Source organism: Spongiactinospora gelatinilytica, from assembly GCF_003236385.1.
Lineage (GTDB): Bacteria > Actinomycetota > Actinomycetes > Streptosporangiales > Streptosporangiaceae > Spongiactinospora > Spongiactinospora gelatinilytica.
In genome coordinates this window covers 1-16,679 of the sequence record NZ_POUA01000147.1, presented here as the reverse complement: position 1 = coordinate 16,679, position 16,679 = coordinate 1, and the positions used below count along the sequence as shown (strand labels likewise).

Here is a 16,679-nt window from a genome sequence, read left to right as displayed (position 1 = left end):
GGGGCTGACCGGCGGACTTTCTCGTTGTCGGGGCCCGCGGGCCGTCGTGGCCGGTGGACCGTTCGGCGAGGCGTTGGGACCGCCGGGCGCAGCGGTGGGTGCATTGCCGAACCCCAAGGGTATGGGCATTCATAAGATTTCGTTATTACAACTACTACACGCCATTTGTCAGGATCCCCAGAAGACTTCGCCACACGGTACCGACCTGTCTAGACCTCTTGTGGTGGACGCCTGTGGGCTGGTGAAGTGGGATCGCAAGCAACAGATCAGGCCCTCGTGAAGGAGTATGTAGTGGCCCTGGAAACCCCTGGTCACGGCCCCAACGGCGGCAACCGGACACAGGAGACCCTGTCGAACCTGCTTCAGGAGACGAGGCGGTTCGACCCTCCCGCCGACCTGGCCGCCGCGGCCAACGTGACCGCGAGTGCCTACGACGAGGCCGAGCGCGACCAGCTCGCGTTCTGGGATCGGGCCGCGGAACGGTTGAGCTGGTCCAAGCGGTGGGACACCACGCTGTCGTGGAACCCGCCCTTCGCCAAGTGGTTCGTCGGCGGCCGGCTCAACGTCGCCTACAACTGTGTGGACCGCCACGTCGAGGCGGGCAACGGTGACAAGGTCGCCTACTACTGGGAGGGCGAGCCGGAGGGCGACAGCCGCGCGATCACCTATGCCGACCTGCAGCGCGAGGTGAGCCGGGCGGCGAACGCGCTGACCGAGCTGGGGGTCCGCAAGGGCGACCGCGTCGCCATCTACCTGCCCATGATCCCCGAGCTGCCGGTGTCCATGCTGGCCTGCGCCCGCATCGGGGCGGTCCACTCGGTGGTGTTCGGCGGGTTCTCCGCCTCGGCGCTGAAGAGCCGCATCGACGACGCCGACGCCAAGGTGGTCATCACCGCCGACGGCGGTTTCCGGCGCAACGCGCCTTCGGCGCTCAAGCCGACGGTCGATGAGGCCGTGGCCGAGTGTCCGGGTGTGGAGCACGTAGTCGTCGTACGGCGTACCGCACAGGACGTCGCCTGGACCGACAAGGACGTCTGGTGGCACGACCTCGTCGAACGGCAGAGCGACGAGCACAAGCCCGAGCCGCACGACGCCGAGGACCCGCTCTACATCCTCTACACGAGCGGCACCACCGGTAAGCCCAAGGGCATCCTGCACACCGGCGGCGGTTACCTCACGCAGACCGCCTGGACGCACCACGCGGTGTTCGACCTGAAGCCGGAGAGCGACATCTACTGGTGCACGGCCGACATCGGCTGGGTGACCGGCCACTCCTACATCGTGTACGGCCCGCTCGCCAACGGCGCGACCAGCGTGATCTACGAGGGCACCCCGGACACCCCGCACCGCGGCCGGTTCTGGGAGATCGTGCAGAAGTACAAGATCTCGATCCTTTACACCGCGCCCACCGCCATCCGGACCTTCATGAAGTGGGGCGACGACATCCCGGCGAAGTTCGACATGTCCAGCCTGCGGGTGCTGGGCAGCGTCGGCGAGCCGATCAACCCCGAGGCCTACGTCTGGTACCGCGAGCACATCGGCGGCAGCCGCTGCCCGGTGGTGGACACATGGTGGCAGACCGAGACCGGCGCGATCATGATCAGCCCGCTGCCGGGCGTGACGGCGGCCAAGCCGGGCGCGGCGATGCGCCCGCTGCCGGGCATCAGCGCCGACGTGGTGGACGACCAGGGCAACAGCGTGCCCGACGGCGGCGGCGGCTTCCTGGTCGTACGCGAGCCGTGGCCGGCCATGCTCCGCACGATCTGGGGCGACGACCAGCGGTACATCGACACCTACTGGTCCCGCTTCCCGGGGATGTACTTCCCCGGCGACGGGGCCAAGCGGGACGAGGACGGCGACCTGTGGCTGCTCGGCCGGGTCGATGACGTGATGCTCGTCTCCGGCCACAACATCTCCACCACCGAGGTGGAGAGCGCCCTGGTGTCGCACCCGAAGGTCGCCGAGGCCGCGGTGGTGGGCGCGACGGACCCGGTCACCGGGCAGGCGATCGTGTCGTTCGTGATCCTGCGCGGCAACGTGGCCGAGAGCGACGACATCGGCACCGACCTGCGCGCGCACGTGGCCAAGACGCTGGGGCCGATCGCCAAGCCGCGGCAGATCCTGGTGGTGCCGGAGCTGCCCAAGACCCGCTCGGGCAAGATCATGCGCCGGCTGCTGCGCGACGTGGCGGAGAACCGTTCGCTGGGCGACGTCACCACGCTGACCGACAGCTCGGTGATGAACCTCATCTCCGAGAAGCTGCCCAGCGCCAAATCCGAAGACTGACCCGAACAAGCCCGAACAAGCCCGAACAAGAGAGCCACATCACAGGCGCGGCCCCCGTACCCGGGGAGCCGCGCCTGTCCGGTTTAGTACTCTTTAGGAAATGGTGTGCCGGGAAGCCTGGTCGGCGAGCGCCCTGAACGACCCCGACGCACCGGAGAGAGCATGCGCCGAGCCGCCCAGGTATGGCCGCTTCGTCCCACCGCCCGCTACGCCGCCCAGATCGCCGAAGCGCTGCGTGCCGAGACCCTCGGCGGCATGATCATGCTGGCGGCCACGGTCGCCGCGCTGATCTGGGCCAACGTCTCCTACGAGAGCTACGACTCCATCCGTACGCTGACGTTCGGCCCGGCGTCCCTCCACCTCGACCTCGAACTCTACAAATGGGCCCAGAACGGCCTGCTCGCCATCTTCTTCTTCGTCGCCGGTCTGGAGGTCAAGGAGGAGTTCACGCACGGCGAGCTGGCCGTGCTCCGCAAGGCCGCGCTGCCGATCATCGCGGCGCTGTCCGGCATGGCCGCCCCCGCCGCGGTCTACCTGCTGGTCACGATCGGCGCCCCGGACGCCGCGCGGGGCTGGGCGATCCCGACCGCCACCGACATCGCCTTCGCGCTCGCCGTACTCGCCGTCACCGCCTCGGCCATGCCCGCCGCGCTGCGCGCGTTCCTGCTCACCTGCGCCGTCGTGGACGACCTCGGAGCGATCACGGTCATCGCGCTGTTCTATACCGAGGGTCTGAACGTCCCGATGCTCCTCGCCGGAGCGGCCCTGATCGCCCTGTACGGCCTGCTCCAGGCGCGCGGGGTCACCAGCCCGTGGATCCACCTGCCGATCGCCCTCGCCGCCTGGTACTTCGTCGAGGTCAGCGGCCTGCACGCGACCGTCGCCGGAGTCGCGCTGGGCCTGCTCACCCGCTGCAAGGCCCGCGAGGCAGAGCAAAGGACCCCGGCGGAAGCCGCCGACCACCACATCCGCCCGATATCCGCCGGCCTGGCCGTGCCGGTGTTCGCGTTCCTGTCGGCCGGAGTGCCGCTGAACGCCTCCGCCGTCGGCGCCATCTTCTCCGACCGGGTGGTCCTCGGAGTAATGGCGGGCCTCGTCGTGGGCAAGTTCCTCGGCGTGTTCGGAGGAGCCTGGATCTCGGTACGGCTGGGCCTCGCGCGCCTGTCCGGCGAGTTGCACTGGCGGGACATGGCCGCGGTGTCCCTGCTCGGCGGGGTAGGGTTCACGGTCTCGCTGCTGATCGGCGACCTCGCGTACGGCGGCGACCCGGCCCGCGCGGACGCGGTGACCACCGGCGTGCTCGCCGCCAGCCTGGTCTGCTCGCTCCTGGCCGCCGCGCTGTTGCACTTCCGGGTCCGCTCGCACGCGGCGGCGTCCGCGACATCGGGCCCTGGGCGCGTGCCGGAGCCGATGAGCGAGCGGGATGATTGACAGCACGCCCGGCTACCGATAGGAGATCGTTCATGCCGCACAATCCGGCCGCTGGGCCACCCCAGGACGAATCCCTGGGCGAACTGGTAGCTCAGGCGAGCGACCAGATCTCCACGCTGATCCGGGCGGAGATCGAGCTGGCGAAGGCGGAGCTGAGGTTCGACGCCAAGCGGGTGGGCACCGCGAGCGGGCTGTTCGCCGCCGCCGCGTTCATCGGGCACCTGGTGCTCATCCTGGCCTCGTTCACGATCGCCTACTGGCTGGTGGCGGCCGGGCTCTCCCAGGCGCTGGCCTTCACCATCGTCACCGTCTTCTACATCCTGGCCGCACTGGTGCTCGTCCTGTTCGGCTGGCGCAGGCTGAAGGGCCTGACCAAGATGCAGCGCACCACACGAACCCTCAAGCACCTCAAGGGCGGCTCCGACGAACTCGACTCTCTGGGCGCGGCGAAGCTGCCGGAGGGGGCCGGTGAGATCGGCGCCCGGCGTGAGTCGGTGACCGATGGCCGCTGACGAGTCGCTGTCCAGGATCGAGGGGCCCTGGACCCACCGCGGAGTACACGCCGGGGGCACCCGATTCCACGTGGTGGAGGCGGGCAAGGGCCCGCTCGTGCTGCTGTTGCACGGCTTTCCGCAGTTCTGGTGGACCTGGCGGCACCAACTGGTCTCGCTGCCCGCCGCCGGATACCGCGCGGTCGCGGTCGATCTGCGGGGGTACGGCGCGAGCGACAAGCCGCCGCGCGGCTACGACCTGCCCACCCTGGCCCAGGACGCCGCGGGGCTGGTACGCGCGCTCGGTGAGACGGGCGCGATCGTGGTCGGCCACGATTGGGGCGGCATGCTCGCCTGGACCATGGCCGTGCTCGACCCCAAATCGGTGCACCGGCTGGTGCCGGTCTCCGCGCCGCACCCGCTGCGGCTGCGCAGGTCGCTGGCGGCCGACCCGTTCGGGCAGTTGCGGGCCAGCGTGGGCCGGGTGGGCTTCCAGCTTCCGTTCCTGCCGGAGTGGCGACTGACCGCGCGGGGCGCGGCGCGGGTGGGCAAGCTGCTCGACCGCTGGTCAGGGCCGCGCAAGCCGGATGAGGACGTCGCCGCGAAGTACCGCGAGGTGTTCCGCATCCCGGGGGTGGCGCACTGCGCGCTGGAGTACCACCGCTGGCTGGGCCGCTCCCAGTTCCGCCCGGACGGCCTGCGCTACGCCCGGTCCATGCGGACCGAGGTCGAGGCCCCGACCCTGCACGTCCACGGCGCGCTCGACACGTGCGTGCTGCCGCGCACCGCGCACGGGTCCGGCCGGTACGTCTCGGGGTCCTACCGCTGGCGGCTGCTGGAGGGCGTCGGGCACTTCCCGCACGAGGAGCACCCCGAGCGGTTCGACGCCGAGCTGATCGAATGGCTGGACAACGGAGAGGCGGGCCGGTGAGCCGCGACAGAGACCCCTCTGGACGGCCCAGGAACGCCCGTCCGCGCGATGAGTACGGCAGGCCCTTGCCCAGAGACGCGGCGGGGGTGGAACGCGTCCCCGACGACTTCGCGCCCTCCGGCGAGGAGGCCGTGGCGGAGGCCGTGCGGCTGCTGGGCGAGCGCCGGCCGTTCCACGCGCACGAGGTGCTGGAGGCCCGCTGGAAGAACGCCCCGGACGACGAACGCGAGCTGTGGCAGGGCCTCGCCCAGATCTGCGTGGGCCTGACCCACCTGCAACGCGGCAACGCGCGGGGGGCGGCGGCGCTGCTCACCCGCGGCGCCGACCGCGTCCAGCCGTACGACGGGCGCGCTCCCTACGGGATGGACCTGCCGGGAGTCGTACGGCTGGCCCGCGCCCTGGTGAGCGACCCCGGACAGCAGGTGGACCCGGCCATCGACGCGCTGCGCGCCTGCCTTCACGGCGAGCGGGGCTAGTCGCACTCCTGGGTGCTCACCCGCTCGACCCGCTGCGAGCCCTCCTCGGCGTCCGGGGTGACCTCGCCCGCGGTCAGCACGTAGCCGGTCTCCTCCCGGTCGGTGGCCGCCGCGAAGATCACGCCGTACACCCTGCCCTCCGGGCTCAGCAGCGGCCCGCCGGAGTTGCCCGGCTGGACCACGCCGCGGATCGAGTAGACCTCCCTGACGACCTGCTTGCGGTGGTAGATCTCGTAGCCCTCGGCGTTCTGTTTGACGCGGATGCGCGCGGCCCGTGGCCGGAACCCCTCGCCCCGGGGGTAGCCCGCGATGATCGCCTGGTCGCCCTTGTCCACCTTGCCGTCGAAGCGGAGCACCGGCAGGTCCAGGCCGGGGACGTACAGGACGGCGATGTCGCGGTCGGAGTTGTAGAGCACCACGCGGGCGGCCCGCGTGGTGCCGGTGTAGTCGGTGACCCGGAGCTGCTGGGTGACGCCGGCGACGACGTGCGCGTTGGTCATGATGCGGTCGTTGGCGTAGACGAAGCCGGTGCCCTCGATGCTCTTCTCGCAGCTCGGCGCGGTGCCCTGGACCTTGACGACGCCCTGGCGGGCGCGTTGCAGCGCGGCCCCCTTCAGCACGCCCTGGTCGGGCGGCGGCACGTCCACGAACTGGCCGCCGCCGATGGCCTCGAACACCTCGGGGAACTCGGAGGTGTCGATGAAGTTCTTGAACGTGCGCCGCCACTGCTTGGCCATGTCGGGGAGCGTCTGGTCGACCGTGGCCAGCACCAGCGAGTTGTTGACCTGCTGGCTCAGCGGCTGGAACGGCCCGTTGGCCAGCAGCCCGCCGACCAGCCAGACGAACACGAGGACCGAGATGGCGCCGGTGAAGGTGCCGCCGACGGCGTCGGCGACCTTGGCGGGCTCCCAGGTCACGTGGCTGCGCACGACCGCGCCCAGCGTCGAGGCGGCGAAGTGGCCGACCATCGCGGCCAGGAACACGATCACGATGGCGAGCAGCGCCGACTCGATCGACCCGTCGACCAGCCACCCGGCGATCGACGGCGCGACGGCCACCCCGAGGAAGGCCCCGCCCACGAAGCCGACCAGGCTGAGCACGCCGATGATGAAGCCTTGGCGGTATCCGGAGACGCCGAAGGCGATCATGAGCGCGATCAGGACGAGGTCGAGGAGATCACCGAGCACGCTTCAACCGTATCCAGCGGCGACCGCGTACGTGCACCCGTTGCCCAGAACGGGCGCACGCGCGACAGACCGGTCAGCTCCGGGCGGCCAGGGCGAGGACGTCGGGCGGAAGGTCCTCGACGCGGGCGCGGTCCCAGGGCCGCTCGAACCCGGCGCCGGCCAGCACCCTGTCCAGGACGCCCGCCGTGAACCCCCAGACCAGCAGCCCCCTGACCCGGAAGGCTGGCCCGGCGCGGCCGCCGCGTGGGTGGCGCAGCGTGAACCGGTTGTCCGGGTCGACCAGTTCGGTGATGGGCACGCGTTCGACGGCGGCCACCTCGGCGGGGTCGGCCGGATGAACCGCGCACGGCGTGTGCCACCAGCCGACCACGGGGGTCACACGGTTGTCACTGTGCGAGAGGTACAGCTCGGGGAGCGTGCCGGCGACCGTCACCCCGGCGGGGTCGAGCCCGGTCTCCTCGGCGGCCTCGCGCAGCGCCGCTCCGACCGGGCCGCCGTCGCCGGGTTCGAGGCCGCCGCCGGGGAAGGCGGGCTGGCCCGGGTGCCTGCGCCCGCGGGTGCTGCGCTGGATGAGCAGGACGTCGGGCCCGTGCGCCGCCTCGGCGCCGAACAGCAACAGCACCGCCGCCTTCCGGCCCCGGCCGACGGGTGGGCACAGCGCGGCCGGCACGGGCCGGTCGGCGGACGACGACACCAGCCCGTGCAACCATTGCGGTTCGGTCATGCCATCAGTAGCCGCGCCGTCGCCCGCGGCATTCCCCGCCGTCACGAGAACGGCCCGGTGCGGACCAGTTTGGCCGCCTTCGGCTCGTCGGTGGGACCGGTGCCGTACGACGGGCACAGGGCGGCGACCGGGCAGACGCCGCAGGCGGGTGTGCGGGCGTGGCAGATCCGGCGGCCGTGCCAGATCAGCCGGTGGGACAGCAGGGTCCACTCGCGCTTGGGGATCAGGTCGCCGACCGCGTGCTCGATCTTGACGGGGTCGGTCTCGGCGGTCCAGCGGAAGCGGCGGCTGAGCCGCTGGAAGTGGGTGTCCACGGTGATCCCGGGCACGCCGAAGGCGTCGCCCAGCACGACGTTGGCGGTCTTGCGGCCGACGCCGGGGAGCTTGACCAGGTCGGCCTGCCTGCCGGGCACCTCGCCGCCGTACCTGTCGCACAGGACCTGGGCCATGCCCATGATGCTGTTGGTCTTGGCCCGGAAGAACCCGGTGGAACGGATCATCTGCTCCAGTTCGGAGCGGTCCGCGGCGGCGTAGTCCGCGGCTGTCCGATATTTCGCAAAAAGGAGTGGAGTGACCATATTGACCCGTTTGTCCGTACACTGCGCTGAGAGAATCGTGGCGACCAGCAGCTCAAGGGGGTTGTGGAAGTCCAGCTCGCAGTGGGCGTCGGGGTAGGTCTCCGCCAGGATCCGGTTGATCCGCCTGGCCCGGCGTACCAGTGCGAGGCGACTTTCCCCGGCGGGGTCGGCAGCTTTTCGGGGCACCCGGACAGCCTACGCTGGCAGGCCGTCGCGACTCGCCAGGTGGGGTGCGTCACAATGGCTGCGTGGATCGGGTGGTATCAGGATGGACGGGGTTGCCGGCCCGGCCGACCGCGCGAGCGTGAGCATATTTCATGGAGGAACCGTGAACACCGACGACGTGCTGGGTAAGGCCCCGCTCTTCGCCGCGCTCGACCGCGAGGGCGCCGCGGCCCTGCGCACGAGCATCACCGAGGTCACGCTGCCCAAGGGGCGCACCCTCTTCAACGAGGGCGAGACGGGCGACCGCCTCTACGTGGTGCTGGAAGGTAAGATCAAACTGTCCCGCACGTCACCTGACGGCCGGGAGAACCTGCTGAGCGTGCTCGGCCCCAGCGAGATGTTCGGCGAGCTGTCGCTGTTCGACCCGCGCCCGCGTACGGCGAGCGCCAGCGCGCTCACCGAGGTACGGCTGGCCGGGCTCGGCCACGACGACCTGCGCCCCTGGCTCACCGGCCGCCCCGAGGTCGCGCTGCACCTGCTGCGCGCGCTCGCGCAGCGGCTCCGCCGCACCAACGACGTGCTCGCCGACCTGGTGTTCACCGACGTGCCCGGCCGGGTCGCCAAGCAGCTCCTGGACCTCGCCGAGCGGTTCGGCAAGCGGGTGGACGACGGCCTGCGCGTCCACCACGACCTCACCCAGGAGGAGCTGGCCCAGCTCGTCGGGGCCTCCCGCGAGACGGTCAACAAGGCCCTGGCCGACTTCGCGCAGCGCGGCTGGCTGCGCATCGAGGCCAAGGCCGTGGTGATCCTCGACATGGAACGGCTCTACAACCGCTCCAGGTAGCGGAGCTGGGCCCGTACCGACACCTCGGCGGCCGGCCACAGTGACCGGTCCACGTCGGCGTACACGATCTCGACGATCTCGCCCGGGGTCCCGGCCCCGGCCGCCAGCGCCCGCCTGACCGCGTCGAGCCGCCGCCTGCGGTGCGCGACGTAGCCGTCGAGGGCGGCGATCGGGTCGCCGAGCACCGGCCCGTGGCCGGGCAGCAGCGCCCGCGCGCCGACCTCCTCGGCGGTGGCGCGCAGCTTGTCCAGGGTGGTCAGGTAGTCGGCGAGGTCGCCGTCGTCCGCGATCATGGTGGTGCCCCGCCCGAGCACCGTGTCCCCGGTGAGCATCGCCCGGTCCTGGGGCAGCCAGAAGCACAGCGAGTCGAAGGAGTGGCCGGGGGTGCCCACGACACGCACCTCCAGGCCCTCGACGGCGAGCACGTCGCCGTCGGCCAGCCCTTCGTCGCCGAGCCGGTGCGCCCGGTCCAGGGCCCGCACCGGGGCGCGGGCCAGCTCCGCGAAGCGCCGCGCGCCCGCGCTGTGGTCGGCGTGCCCGTGGGTGAGCAGCACCGCCGCGACCCTGCGCCCGCCCAGGTGGTCGATGACGCGCCGCAGGTGAGCCTCGTCGTCCGGGCCCGGGTCCACCACCAGCGCGGATTCGGCGCCGGGCTCGGCGAGCACCCAGGTGTTGGTGCCGTCCAGCGTCATCGGCGAGGCGTTGGGGGCGAGCACGTTGACCGCTCGTGGTGTGCCGGACCCGTCGGGTCCGCCGCCCAGGGGGATGCGCAGGCCGCTCATGGCCGCTCCACGATCCGGATCTCGCCGTCCACCTCGACGGCGGCGGGCAGGATGGGCGCGATCTCGCGCGGCGCCGCGAGCACCGCGGCGACGTCGCCGTGCTCGGCCAGCTCGGAGAGCGTGCGGTGGGTGGGCGTCATCAGGCGCATCTCGCCGGCCGCCCCGCGGGCCAGCGCGTCGGCCGGCCGTACCCAGGTGACCAGGTCCGCTTCGCCGCCCACGTCGCGGGTGCGCTGGCCGGGCGGCAGCGCGGCCACGAAGAAGCGGGTGTCGAAGCGCAGCGCCTCCACCTCGGGGGTGATCCAGTGCGCCCATGGCCGCAGCAGGTCCGAGCGGAGCACCAGGCCGCGGCGGGCCAGGAAGGCGGCGAAGGACAGCGTCTTGCCGACCAGCGCCAGCCGGTCGGCCTCCCAGTCCTCCCCCGTGGTGTCGGCCACCACGCCGTCGCCGCCGGGCCCGGCGAGCAGCACGCCGGACTCCTCGAACGTCTCGCGTACGGCGGCGCACACCAGCCCGCGCGCCGTACTGGCGTCCGTGCCGAGCAGCCCCGCCCACTCCTCGGGAGAGGGCCCGTGGAAGGCCACCGGCTGCTCCACGTCACGCCGGTCCACAGAGCCGCCGGGAAAGACGTAGGCCCCCGCCGCGAACGCCATGCTGACCTTGCGGCGGATCAGGTAGACCTCCAGTCCGGAGGGTACGGCCGGGCGGACGACGGCCACGGTCGCCGCGTCGCGCGGGCGTACCGGGGCGAGCCGCCCGGCCATGATGTCGCGCGCCCGGTCATCGAGCGCGCCGGAGAGGGGAAATCCGTTCATGAGCCGTGCCCGCCGGGCTAGCGCACCTCTGCGATCAGTTCGACCTCGACCGGGACGTTCAGCGGCAGCGCCGCCACCCCGACCGCGCTGCGCGCGTGCTTGCCAGCCTCGCCGAAGACCTCGCCGAACAGCTCGCTGGCCCCGTTGATCACCTGCGGCTGCCCGGTGAAGGCCGGATCGCTGGCGACGAACCCGACGACCTTCACGATGCGCACGACGTTCGACAGGTCGCCGACCACGGACTTCAGCGCGGCCAGCCCGTTCAGCGCGCACACCCCGGCCAGCTCCTTGGCCCGGTCGGGGTCGATCTCCGCGCCCACCTTGCCCTCGGCCAGGACCTTGCCCCCGGACACCGGCACCTGGCCGGAGACGTAGACGTGGTCGCCGCTGCGCAGGGCCGGTACATAAGCCGCCACCGGCGGCACCACCTGCGGAAGCGTCAATCCCAGCTCGGCCAGCCGCTCCTCCGGGGTCATGCCTTCTCCCGCTTCATGTAGGCGACCAGTTGCTCCGGGTTGGGCCCCGGGATGACCTGGACCAGCTCGTAGCCCTCTTCACCCCAGTTGTCGAGAATCTGCTTGGTGGCGTGGGTGAGCAGCGGCACCGTGACGTACTCCCATTTCTTCATGGGGTCACATTAGCGATCTGCACTCACGACCGGGACTCCCGGCCGTCCGGTCAAGTAACCATTCGGTAGCCTCGAAGCGTGAGCGCTCGTGACTCGGACTGGGACGGCGTCCGCCTGCATATCGTCACCGGCAAGGGCGGTACGGGCAAGACCACGGTGGCCGCCTCGCTGGCGCTCGCGCTGGCCGCGGGCGGGCGCAAGGTGCTGCTCGTGGAGGTGGAGGGCCGCCAGGGCATCGCCCAGGTCTTCGCCCTTCCACCGCTGCCGTACGAAGAACGCAGGATCGCCGTGGCCCCCGGCGGCGGTGATGTCTACGCGCTCGCCATCGATCCCGAAGAGGCGATGCTCGAATACCTGGAGATGTTCTACGGCCTGCGGCGCGCCGGCCGGGCGCTGACCAGGATGGGCGTCATCGACTTCGCCACGACCATCGCCCCGGGCCTGCGCGACGTACTGGTGACCGGCAAGACCAGCGAGGCGGTCCGCCGCCGGGCCAAGAACGGCAGGCGGGTCTACGACGCAGTGGTGCTGGACGCGCCGCCCACCGGGCGGATCGCGCGTTTCCTCAACGTGACCCACGAGGTCGCCGGGCTGGCCCGGGTCGGCCCGATCAAGCACCACGCCGACCTCGTGCGCGGCGTCATGGCCTCCCCCGAGACCGCGGTCCACTTCGTCACGCTGCTGGAGGAGATGCCGGTACAGGAGACCATCGACGGGGTCGCCGAGCTGCGCGCGGCCGGGCTGCCGCCGGGCGGGGTCTTCATCAACATGGTGCGGCCGGCCGGGCTGCCCGACTCCTACCTGGACGCCGCCCTGGAAGGCCGCTTCGACGTGGCCGAGCTCGCCCTCGGGCTGAAGGCGGCCGGGCTCGCCGACGGGCCGGGCGACGCCTCGGCGACCGCCGAGGCCCTGGCGGCGGAGGTGGCCGAGCACGCCCGCCGTATGCGGCTGGAGGGCGCGGAGCGCCGGACCCTCGCCGAGGTGGGCCTGCCGCGGTACGAGCTGCCGCTGCTGGCCGACGGCGTTGACCTGACCGGGCTGTACGAACTGTCCGAATCCATGACCACCCAGGGAGCCGCGTGAGCGCGAGGAAACCCCCGGCCCTGCGGATCGACGCGATCCTCGACGACCCCGCCACCCGCATCATCGTGTGCTGTGGCTCCGGCGGCGTCGGCAAGACCACCACGGCGGCGGCCCTCGGGCTGCGCGCCGCCGAGCAGGGCCGCACGGTCGTGGTCCTGACCGTCGATCCGGCGCGCCGGCTGGCCCAGTCGCTGGGCCTGACCGAGCTGGACAACACCCCGCGGCCGGTCGAGGGCATCACGGGCGAGGGCACCCTGCACGCGATGATGCTCGACATGAAGCGGACCTTCGACGAGATCATCGAGGCGCACGCCGACCCGGAGCGGGCCCGCATGATCTTGACCAACCCCTTCTACCAGTCGCTGTCCTCCAGCTTCTCCGGCACGCAGGAGTACATGGCGATGGAGAAGCTGGGCCAGCTCCGCCGGTCCGGCGAATGGGACCTGATCATTGTCGACACCCCGCCCTCGCGCTCCGCGCTCGACTTCCTCGACGCGCCGGAACGGCTCGGGCGGTTCCTGGACGGCAAGCTCATCCGGGTGCTCTCCGCGCCCGCCAAGGCGGGCGGGCGCAGCGCCTTCAAGCTGCTCAACGCCGGGTTCGGCCTGGTGGCCGGGATGCTCACCAAGGTGCTCGGCGCGCAGGTGCTGAAGGACCTGCAGACCTTCGTCTCCGCGCTGGACGCCGTCTTCGGCGGCTTCCGGCAGCGGGCCGAGCAGACCTACCGGCTGCTCCAGGCGCCCGGCACCGCGTTCCTCGTCGTGGCCGCGCCGGAGCGGGACGCGATGCGTGAGGCGTCCTACTTCGTCGAACGGCTGGCCGAGGAGCGCATGCCGCTCGCCGGCCTGGTGGTCAACCGCGCCCACGTCTCTCCGGCGGGCGCGCTGTCGGCCACCCGCAGCGCCGCCGCGGCCGAAGACCTGGAAGCGCGCGGGGAACACGAGCTGACCGCCGCCGTGCTGCGGCTGCACGCCGGGCGGATGCAACTCGGGGCCCGCGAACACCGCGAGCGCGACCACTTCGTCTCGGCACATCCCACGGTGCCGCTGGCTCAGGTGCCCGCCCTGCCGGTGGACGTCCACGACCTCACCGGACTGCGGGAGATCGGCGCCCTGCTGGCCACCTGACCGAGAGCTCCCGGCCGGGCTCTGCGCGGCCTTTCCCGACCGGACTGTTCGCGGTCGGCGGAGCTCAGCGGGCTGTCTGGCGGCCATAGCGGTACGGCAGCGTGGCGGGCTGTTGGGCGGCCGGTGGCGGGCCGGTGCGCGCCGGTGCGCACTCGGGGGCCACGGCCTGGTCGCGGCTTACCCGGCGACCAGCTCATTCGTGCGCTCGTACTGCTCCTTGGCCGTTTCGAGCAGGTCGCGCCAAGAGGACACGTCGGGTCGGCGCCGCAGCAGGGCGCGCCGCTCCCGCTCGGTCATGCCGCCCCAGACCCCGAACTCGATCCGGTTGTCCAGCGCATCGGCCAGGCACTCCGTACGGACAGGGCATCCTCGACAGATCAGCTTCGCCCGGTTCTGGGCGGCACCCTGGACGAACAGCGCGTCCGGATCCGCACCTCGACAGGCGGCACGGGAGGTCCAATCCGTGATCCACATTTCGACCCCACTCCCCTTCGGTGGTCAGTCGTCTTGTCGGCCGACGGGCGCGGGCGTCGAGCCTCCTTATTCAGTTGCCGCAGAGGAGAACGTACGCAACCAGGCGTTCGGGCCGACAGCCCCCGGCTGGGCCAATTTCTTGCATGGTCATCCCGGACCATGTGGCCGGGAATGACTAGTCACCCCTCTCCGGGGAAGGGGGCCGGCACATGACTCGGTTCGGCAAATTGGACTTTGCATGCCGTTTAACGCACGAGGCCGTCGTACTCTTGAGCTTGTGCAAGCTCAGACCACAGATCGGTCGCCGCTGCTCTTGAACGTGTTACGGCTAACCGCCGCAGCCGCGATCACAGGCGTGCTCGCTGCGGCCGTGGCACTCCCGGCCGTCGGCGGGGCGGGCATCACCATCAAGTCCGCCACCGAAGGGCTACAACTGAAACCGGAGGAGCTGGCCGAGCCTCCGCTCCCGGAGAAATCCGTACTGCTCGACAGAGACGGCGATCCGTTCGCCCAGTTCTACTTCGAGAACCGCGAGTCGATCACGCTGGACCAGGTCGCCCCGGTGATGCGGGAGGCCATCGTGGCCATCGAGGACTTCCGCTTCTACGAACACGGGCCGATCGACCTGGAAGGCACCTTCCGCGCGCTGGTGACGAACCTCTCCAACGGCGGGGTGAGCCAGGGCGGCTCGTCGATCACGCAGCAGTACGTCAAGCTCGTGCTCTTCAACAAGGCCGAGACCGATGCCGAGCGCAGGGCCGCGACCGCGACCACCTACCCGCGCAAGCTCGCCGAGCTGCGCTATGCGATGGCGCTAGAGAAAAAGTACAGCAAGGACGAGATTCTTGAGCGCTATCTCAACATTTCGTACTTCGGCGCGGGCGCGTACGGCATCCAGGCCGCCGCCAAGCGGTTCTTCGACAAGCCGGCCGCCAAGCTGACCCTCGCGGAGGCGGCCACGCTGGCGGGAGCCGTACAGAACCCCTCGGTCACCGACCCCAACGTCGGCAAGGCCGGCCGCAAGCGCCTCCTGGACCGCCGCAACATCGTGCTGGACCGGATGGCGGAGCTCGGCAAGATCAGCGATCAGGAGGCGGCGGCCGCCAAGGCCAAGTCGCTCGGCTGGAAGGACGTGGACATCCCGGGCGGGTGCCACGAGAGCAAGTACCCCTATTTCTGCCTGTACGTCCAGCACGAGATGCTGACCAACGCCGCCTTCGGCAAGACCGAGTCGCAGCGCCGCAGGCTGCTCCGCGACGGCGGCCTGACCATCAAGACCACGCTCGACACCAAGATGCAGAAGGCGTCGGAAGAGGCCATCGGCCACTACGTCGACCCCGGCGACATGCCCGCCGCCTCACAGGCGATGGTCGTCCCCGGCACCGGCGAGATCAGGGCCATGGCGGCGAGCAGGAAGTTCGGTACGAGCAAGAAGAAGAACCAGATCAGCTACAACCTCCCCGCCGACCGGGCGCACGGCGGCGGCGCGGGGTTCCAGGCGGGTTCGACCTTCAAGGTGTTCACCCTGCTCACCGCGCTCGACCAGGGCATGAAGGTGGACGACGGCCTGAAGGCCCCCAACGCCTACCTCGCGCCCAGCGCCTCCGCCTTCAAGGACTGCGACGGCAACTCCGTCGGCGCGATAAGCGGCCCACCCGCCCACAACTCCAGCGAGGGCACCGGCGGCTTCAAGAGCCTGTCCACCGGCACCTGGGGTTCGGTCAACACCTTCTTCCTGGCCCTTGAACAGAAGGTCGGCCTCTGCGAGGTCGTGACCATGGCCAAGAAGCTCGGCGCCAAGCGCGCCGACGGCGACTCGCTGCGCGAGGTCCAGACCTTCACCCTGGGCGTCAACGAGATGGACCCGGTCACCCTGGCCAACTCCTACGCCACCATCGCCGCCAGGGGCGAGTACTGCCGGCCGATCGCGGTCACCGAGGTCCGCGACCGGTACGGCAAGGCCAAGCAGCACAAGCCCCGGTGCAAGCAGGTGCTCGACGAGGAGGTCGCCGACGCGGCCAGCCACATTCTGTCCGGCGTCTTCACAAAGGGCACCATGCAGGATGTGGGCGGCATCGGCAGGGACGCGGCGGGCAAGACGGGCACGACCGACGACTACACCGCGGCGTGGTTCGCCGGCTACACGCCCGACCTGTCATCGGCCGTCAGCATCGGCGACCCGCGCGGGGCCTTCCGGCACGATTTGGTGGGGGTGACCATCGGCGGGCGTTACTGGAGCTACGTCTACGGTGCGTCGATCTCCGGGCCCATCTGGAAGGAGTCGATGCTGAAGGCGCTCGAGGACATCGAGGCGAGTTCGTTCACGGCGATCAACATGGACCGCTTCGGCGGGTGCAGCACGGGCTGTGCGCCCAAGCCGCCCAAGGAGAAGAAGGAGGAGGGCGACGAGCGCGACGGCTTCCCCTTCCCCTTCCCCGAAGGCGACGACCTCCCCGACGAGGAGGAGCAGGACGACGGCACCGACCCGGGCGGCCGGGACGACGGACGGCCCGACGACTACTGGAACGACGGCCTCGGCATTCCGCAGGACACGCCCGTCACGCCGTTCCAGTGATCCTCGCGGACCGGGGTACGGCGAGCCGTACCCCGGTTCATGATGACGGGGACGTCACGGTGAGAGGCGCGCGCGTACGGCC

The 16,679-nt window shown here is 71.0% G+C and carries 18 protein-coding genes; 10 read left to right on the top strand and 8 right to left on the bottom strand.

The genetic code is table 11. From position 1 onward, the window contains the following. The 6 genes from C1I98_RS44010 to C1I98_RS19310 form a co-directional block, all read left to right on the top strand. A partial coding sequence (locus C1I98_RS44010; protein ID WP_233507999.1) for a hypothetical protein occupies positions 1 to 280 on the top strand: 280 nt, incomplete at its 5' end. A gap of 11 nt (positions 281 to 291) precedes the next feature. Beyond that, complete coding sequence (gene acs / locus C1I98_RS19330; RefSeq protein ID WP_233507998.1) at positions 292 to 2,286, top strand: acetate--CoA ligase; 1,995 nt, start codon at positions 292 to 294, stop codon at positions 2,284 to 2,286. A gap of 162 nt (positions 2,287 to 2,448) precedes the next feature. Further along, entirely contained in the window at positions 2,449 to 3,717 is a 1,269-nt protein-coding gene (gene nhaA / locus C1I98_RS19325; protein ID WP_111168848.1) for a Na+/H+ antiporter NhaA, read from the top strand. 32 nt (positions 3,718 to 3,749) lie between these two features. Next, positions 3,750 to 4,229 carry a phage holin family protein gene (locus C1I98_RS19320; RefSeq protein ID WP_111168847.1) on the top strand — a complete coding sequence of 160 codons (480 nt, stop codon included), beginning with the start codon at positions 3,750 to 3,752 and terminating at the stop codon, positions 4,227 to 4,229. After that, a complete protein-coding gene (locus C1I98_RS19315; protein ID WP_111168846.1) occupies positions 4,219 to 5,139 on the top strand; it encodes an alpha/beta fold hydrolase in 921 nt (306 codons plus the stop codon). Before C1I98_RS19320 ends, C1I98_RS19315 begins: the two co-directional genes overlap by 11 nt. After that, the gene (locus tag C1I98_RS19310) at positions 5,136 to 5,615 is read left to right on the top strand and encodes a DUF309 domain-containing protein (protein ID WP_233507997.1); all 480 of its coding nucleotides are present in this window, start codon (positions 5,136 to 5,138) and stop codon (positions 5,613 to 5,615) included. Before C1I98_RS19315 ends, C1I98_RS19310 begins: the two co-directional genes overlap by 4 nt. On the opposite strand, the gene C1I98_RS19305 is transcribed toward C1I98_RS19310, so the two are convergent. From C1I98_RS19305 to nth, 3 genes are all read right to left on the bottom strand, one after another. Next, complete coding sequence (locus C1I98_RS19305; RefSeq protein WP_111168844.1) at positions 5,612 to 6,802, bottom strand: MarP family serine protease; 1,191 nt, start codon at positions 6,800 to 6,802, stop codon at positions 5,612 to 5,614. The two genes, C1I98_RS19310 and C1I98_RS19305, sit on opposite strands and share 4 nt — an antisense overlap. Positions 6,803 to 6,875: 73 nt before the next feature. Then, the gene (locus C1I98_RS19300; protein WP_111168843.1) at positions 6,876 to 7,526 is read right to left on the bottom strand and encodes an NUDIX hydrolase; all 651 of its coding nucleotides are present in this window, start codon (positions 7,524 to 7,526) and stop codon (positions 6,876 to 6,878) included. Positions 7,527 to 7,567: 41 nt separating this feature from the next. Continuing rightward, positions 7,568 to 8,290 carry an endonuclease III gene (gene nth, locus C1I98_RS19295; RefSeq protein ID WP_111168842.1) on the bottom strand — a complete coding sequence of 241 codons (723 nt, stop codon included), beginning with the start codon at positions 8,288 to 8,290 and terminating at the stop codon, positions 7,568 to 7,570. Positions 8,291 to 8,432: 142 nt separating this feature from the next. Here nth and C1I98_RS19290 point away from each other — a divergent pair, with 142 nt between their 5' ends. Further along, positions 8,433 to 9,113, top strand: coding sequence for a Crp/Fnr family transcriptional regulator (locus tag C1I98_RS19290; protein ID WP_111168841.1), 681 nt, complete (start codon positions 8,433 to 8,435; stop codon positions 9,111 to 9,113). On the opposite strand, the gene C1I98_RS19285 is transcribed toward C1I98_RS19290, so the two are convergent. From C1I98_RS19285 to sp36, 4 genes are read right to left on the bottom strand one after another with little or no spacing between them, the layout of a single operon-like run. After that, positions 9,095 to 9,895 carry an MBL fold metallo-hydrolase gene (locus tag C1I98_RS19285; protein ID WP_111168840.1) on the bottom strand — a complete coding sequence of 267 codons (801 nt, stop codon included), beginning with the start codon at positions 9,893 to 9,895 and terminating at the stop codon, positions 9,095 to 9,097. The genes C1I98_RS19290 and C1I98_RS19285 overlap by 19 nt on opposite strands. After that, entirely contained in the window at positions 9,892 to 10,710 is an 819-nt protein-coding gene (locus C1I98_RS19280; protein WP_233507996.1) for an NUDIX hydrolase, read from the bottom strand. Before C1I98_RS19280 ends, C1I98_RS19285 begins: the two co-directional genes overlap by 4 nt. A gap of 17 nt (positions 10,711 to 10,727) precedes the next feature. Continuing rightward, positions 10,728 to 11,186 (bottom strand): RidA family protein, encoded by a 459-nt coding sequence (locus C1I98_RS19275; protein WP_111168839.1) that lies wholly within the window; start codon positions 11,184 to 11,186, stop codon positions 10,728 to 10,730. After that, positions 11,183 to 11,338, bottom strand: coding sequence for a Sp36 family protein (sp36, locus tag C1I98_RS42995; RefSeq protein ID WP_199537050.1), 156 nt, complete (start codon positions 11,336 to 11,338; stop codon positions 11,183 to 11,185). The genes C1I98_RS19275 and sp36 overlap by 4 nt, the downstream gene beginning before the upstream one ends. 78 nt (positions 11,339 to 11,416) lie before the next feature. Here sp36 and bagA point away from each other — a divergent pair, with 78 nt between their 5' ends. Both bagA and bagB read left to right on the top strand, forming a co-directional pair. Continuing rightward, positions 11,417 to 12,421, top strand: coding sequence for an ATPase BagA (bagA, locus tag C1I98_RS19270; RefSeq protein ID WP_111168838.1), 1,005 nt, complete (start codon positions 11,417 to 11,419; stop codon positions 12,419 to 12,421). Further along, entirely contained in the window at positions 12,418 to 13,548 is a 1,131-nt protein-coding gene (gene bagB, locus C1I98_RS19265; protein ID WP_111168837.1) for an ATPase BagB, read from the top strand. The genes bagA and bagB overlap by 4 nt, the downstream gene beginning before the upstream one ends. A 177-nt stretch (positions 13,549 to 13,725) precedes the next feature. Here the strand turns inward: bagB and C1I98_RS19260 are convergent, their stop codons facing one another. Further along, entirely contained in the window at positions 13,726 to 14,022 is a 297-nt protein-coding gene (locus C1I98_RS19260) for a WhiB family transcriptional regulator (RefSeq protein ID WP_111168836.1), read from the bottom strand. A 355-nt stretch (positions 14,023 to 14,377) separates the two neighbouring features. Between C1I98_RS19260 and C1I98_RS19255 the strand changes: the two genes are divergently transcribed. Beyond that, positions 14,378 to 16,597 (top strand): transglycosylase domain-containing protein, encoded by a 2,220-nt coding sequence (locus C1I98_RS19255; RefSeq protein ID WP_233507995.1) that lies wholly within the window; start codon positions 14,378 to 14,380, stop codon positions 16,595 to 16,597. The last annotated feature ends 82 nt before the right edge of the window (positions 16,598 to 16,679 follow it).

Bases quoted from the DNA above. Each gene is read 5' to 3' on its own strand.
- nhaA (WP_111168848.1), top strand. From the start codon at position 2,449: ATGCGCCGAGCCGCCCAGGTATGGCCGCTTCGTCCCACCGCCCGCTAC.
- C1I98_RS19320 (WP_111168847.1), top strand. From the start codon at position 3,750: ATGCCGCACAATCCGGCCGCTGGGCCACCCCAGGACGAATCCCTGGGC.
- C1I98_RS19315 (WP_111168846.1), top strand. From the start codon at position 4,219: ATGGCCGCTGACGAGTCGCTGTCCAGGATCGAGGGGCCCTGGACCCAC.
- C1I98_RS19300 (WP_111168843.1), bottom strand. From the start codon at position 7,526: ATGACCGAACCGCAATGGTTGCACGGGCTGGTGTCGTCGTCCGCCGAC.
- C1I98_RS19285 (WP_111168840.1), bottom strand. From the start codon at position 9,895: ATGAGCGGCCTGCGCATCCCCCTGGGCGGCGGACCCGACGGGTCCGGC.
- C1I98_RS19280 (WP_233507996.1), bottom strand. From the start codon at position 10,710: ATGAACGGATTTCCCCTCTCCGGCGCGCTCGATGACCGGGCGCGCGAC.
- C1I98_RS19275 (WP_111168839.1), bottom strand. From the start codon at position 11,186: ATGACCCCGGAGGAGCGGCTGGCCGAGCTGGGATTGACGCTTCCGCAG.
- sp36 (WP_199537050.1), bottom strand. From the start codon at position 11,338: ATGAAGAAATGGGAGTACGTCACGGTGCCGCTGCTCACCCACGCCACC.
- C1I98_RS19260 (WP_111168836.1), bottom strand. From the start codon at position 14,022: ATGTGGATCACGGATTGGACCTCCCGTGCCGCCTGTCGAGGTGCGGAT.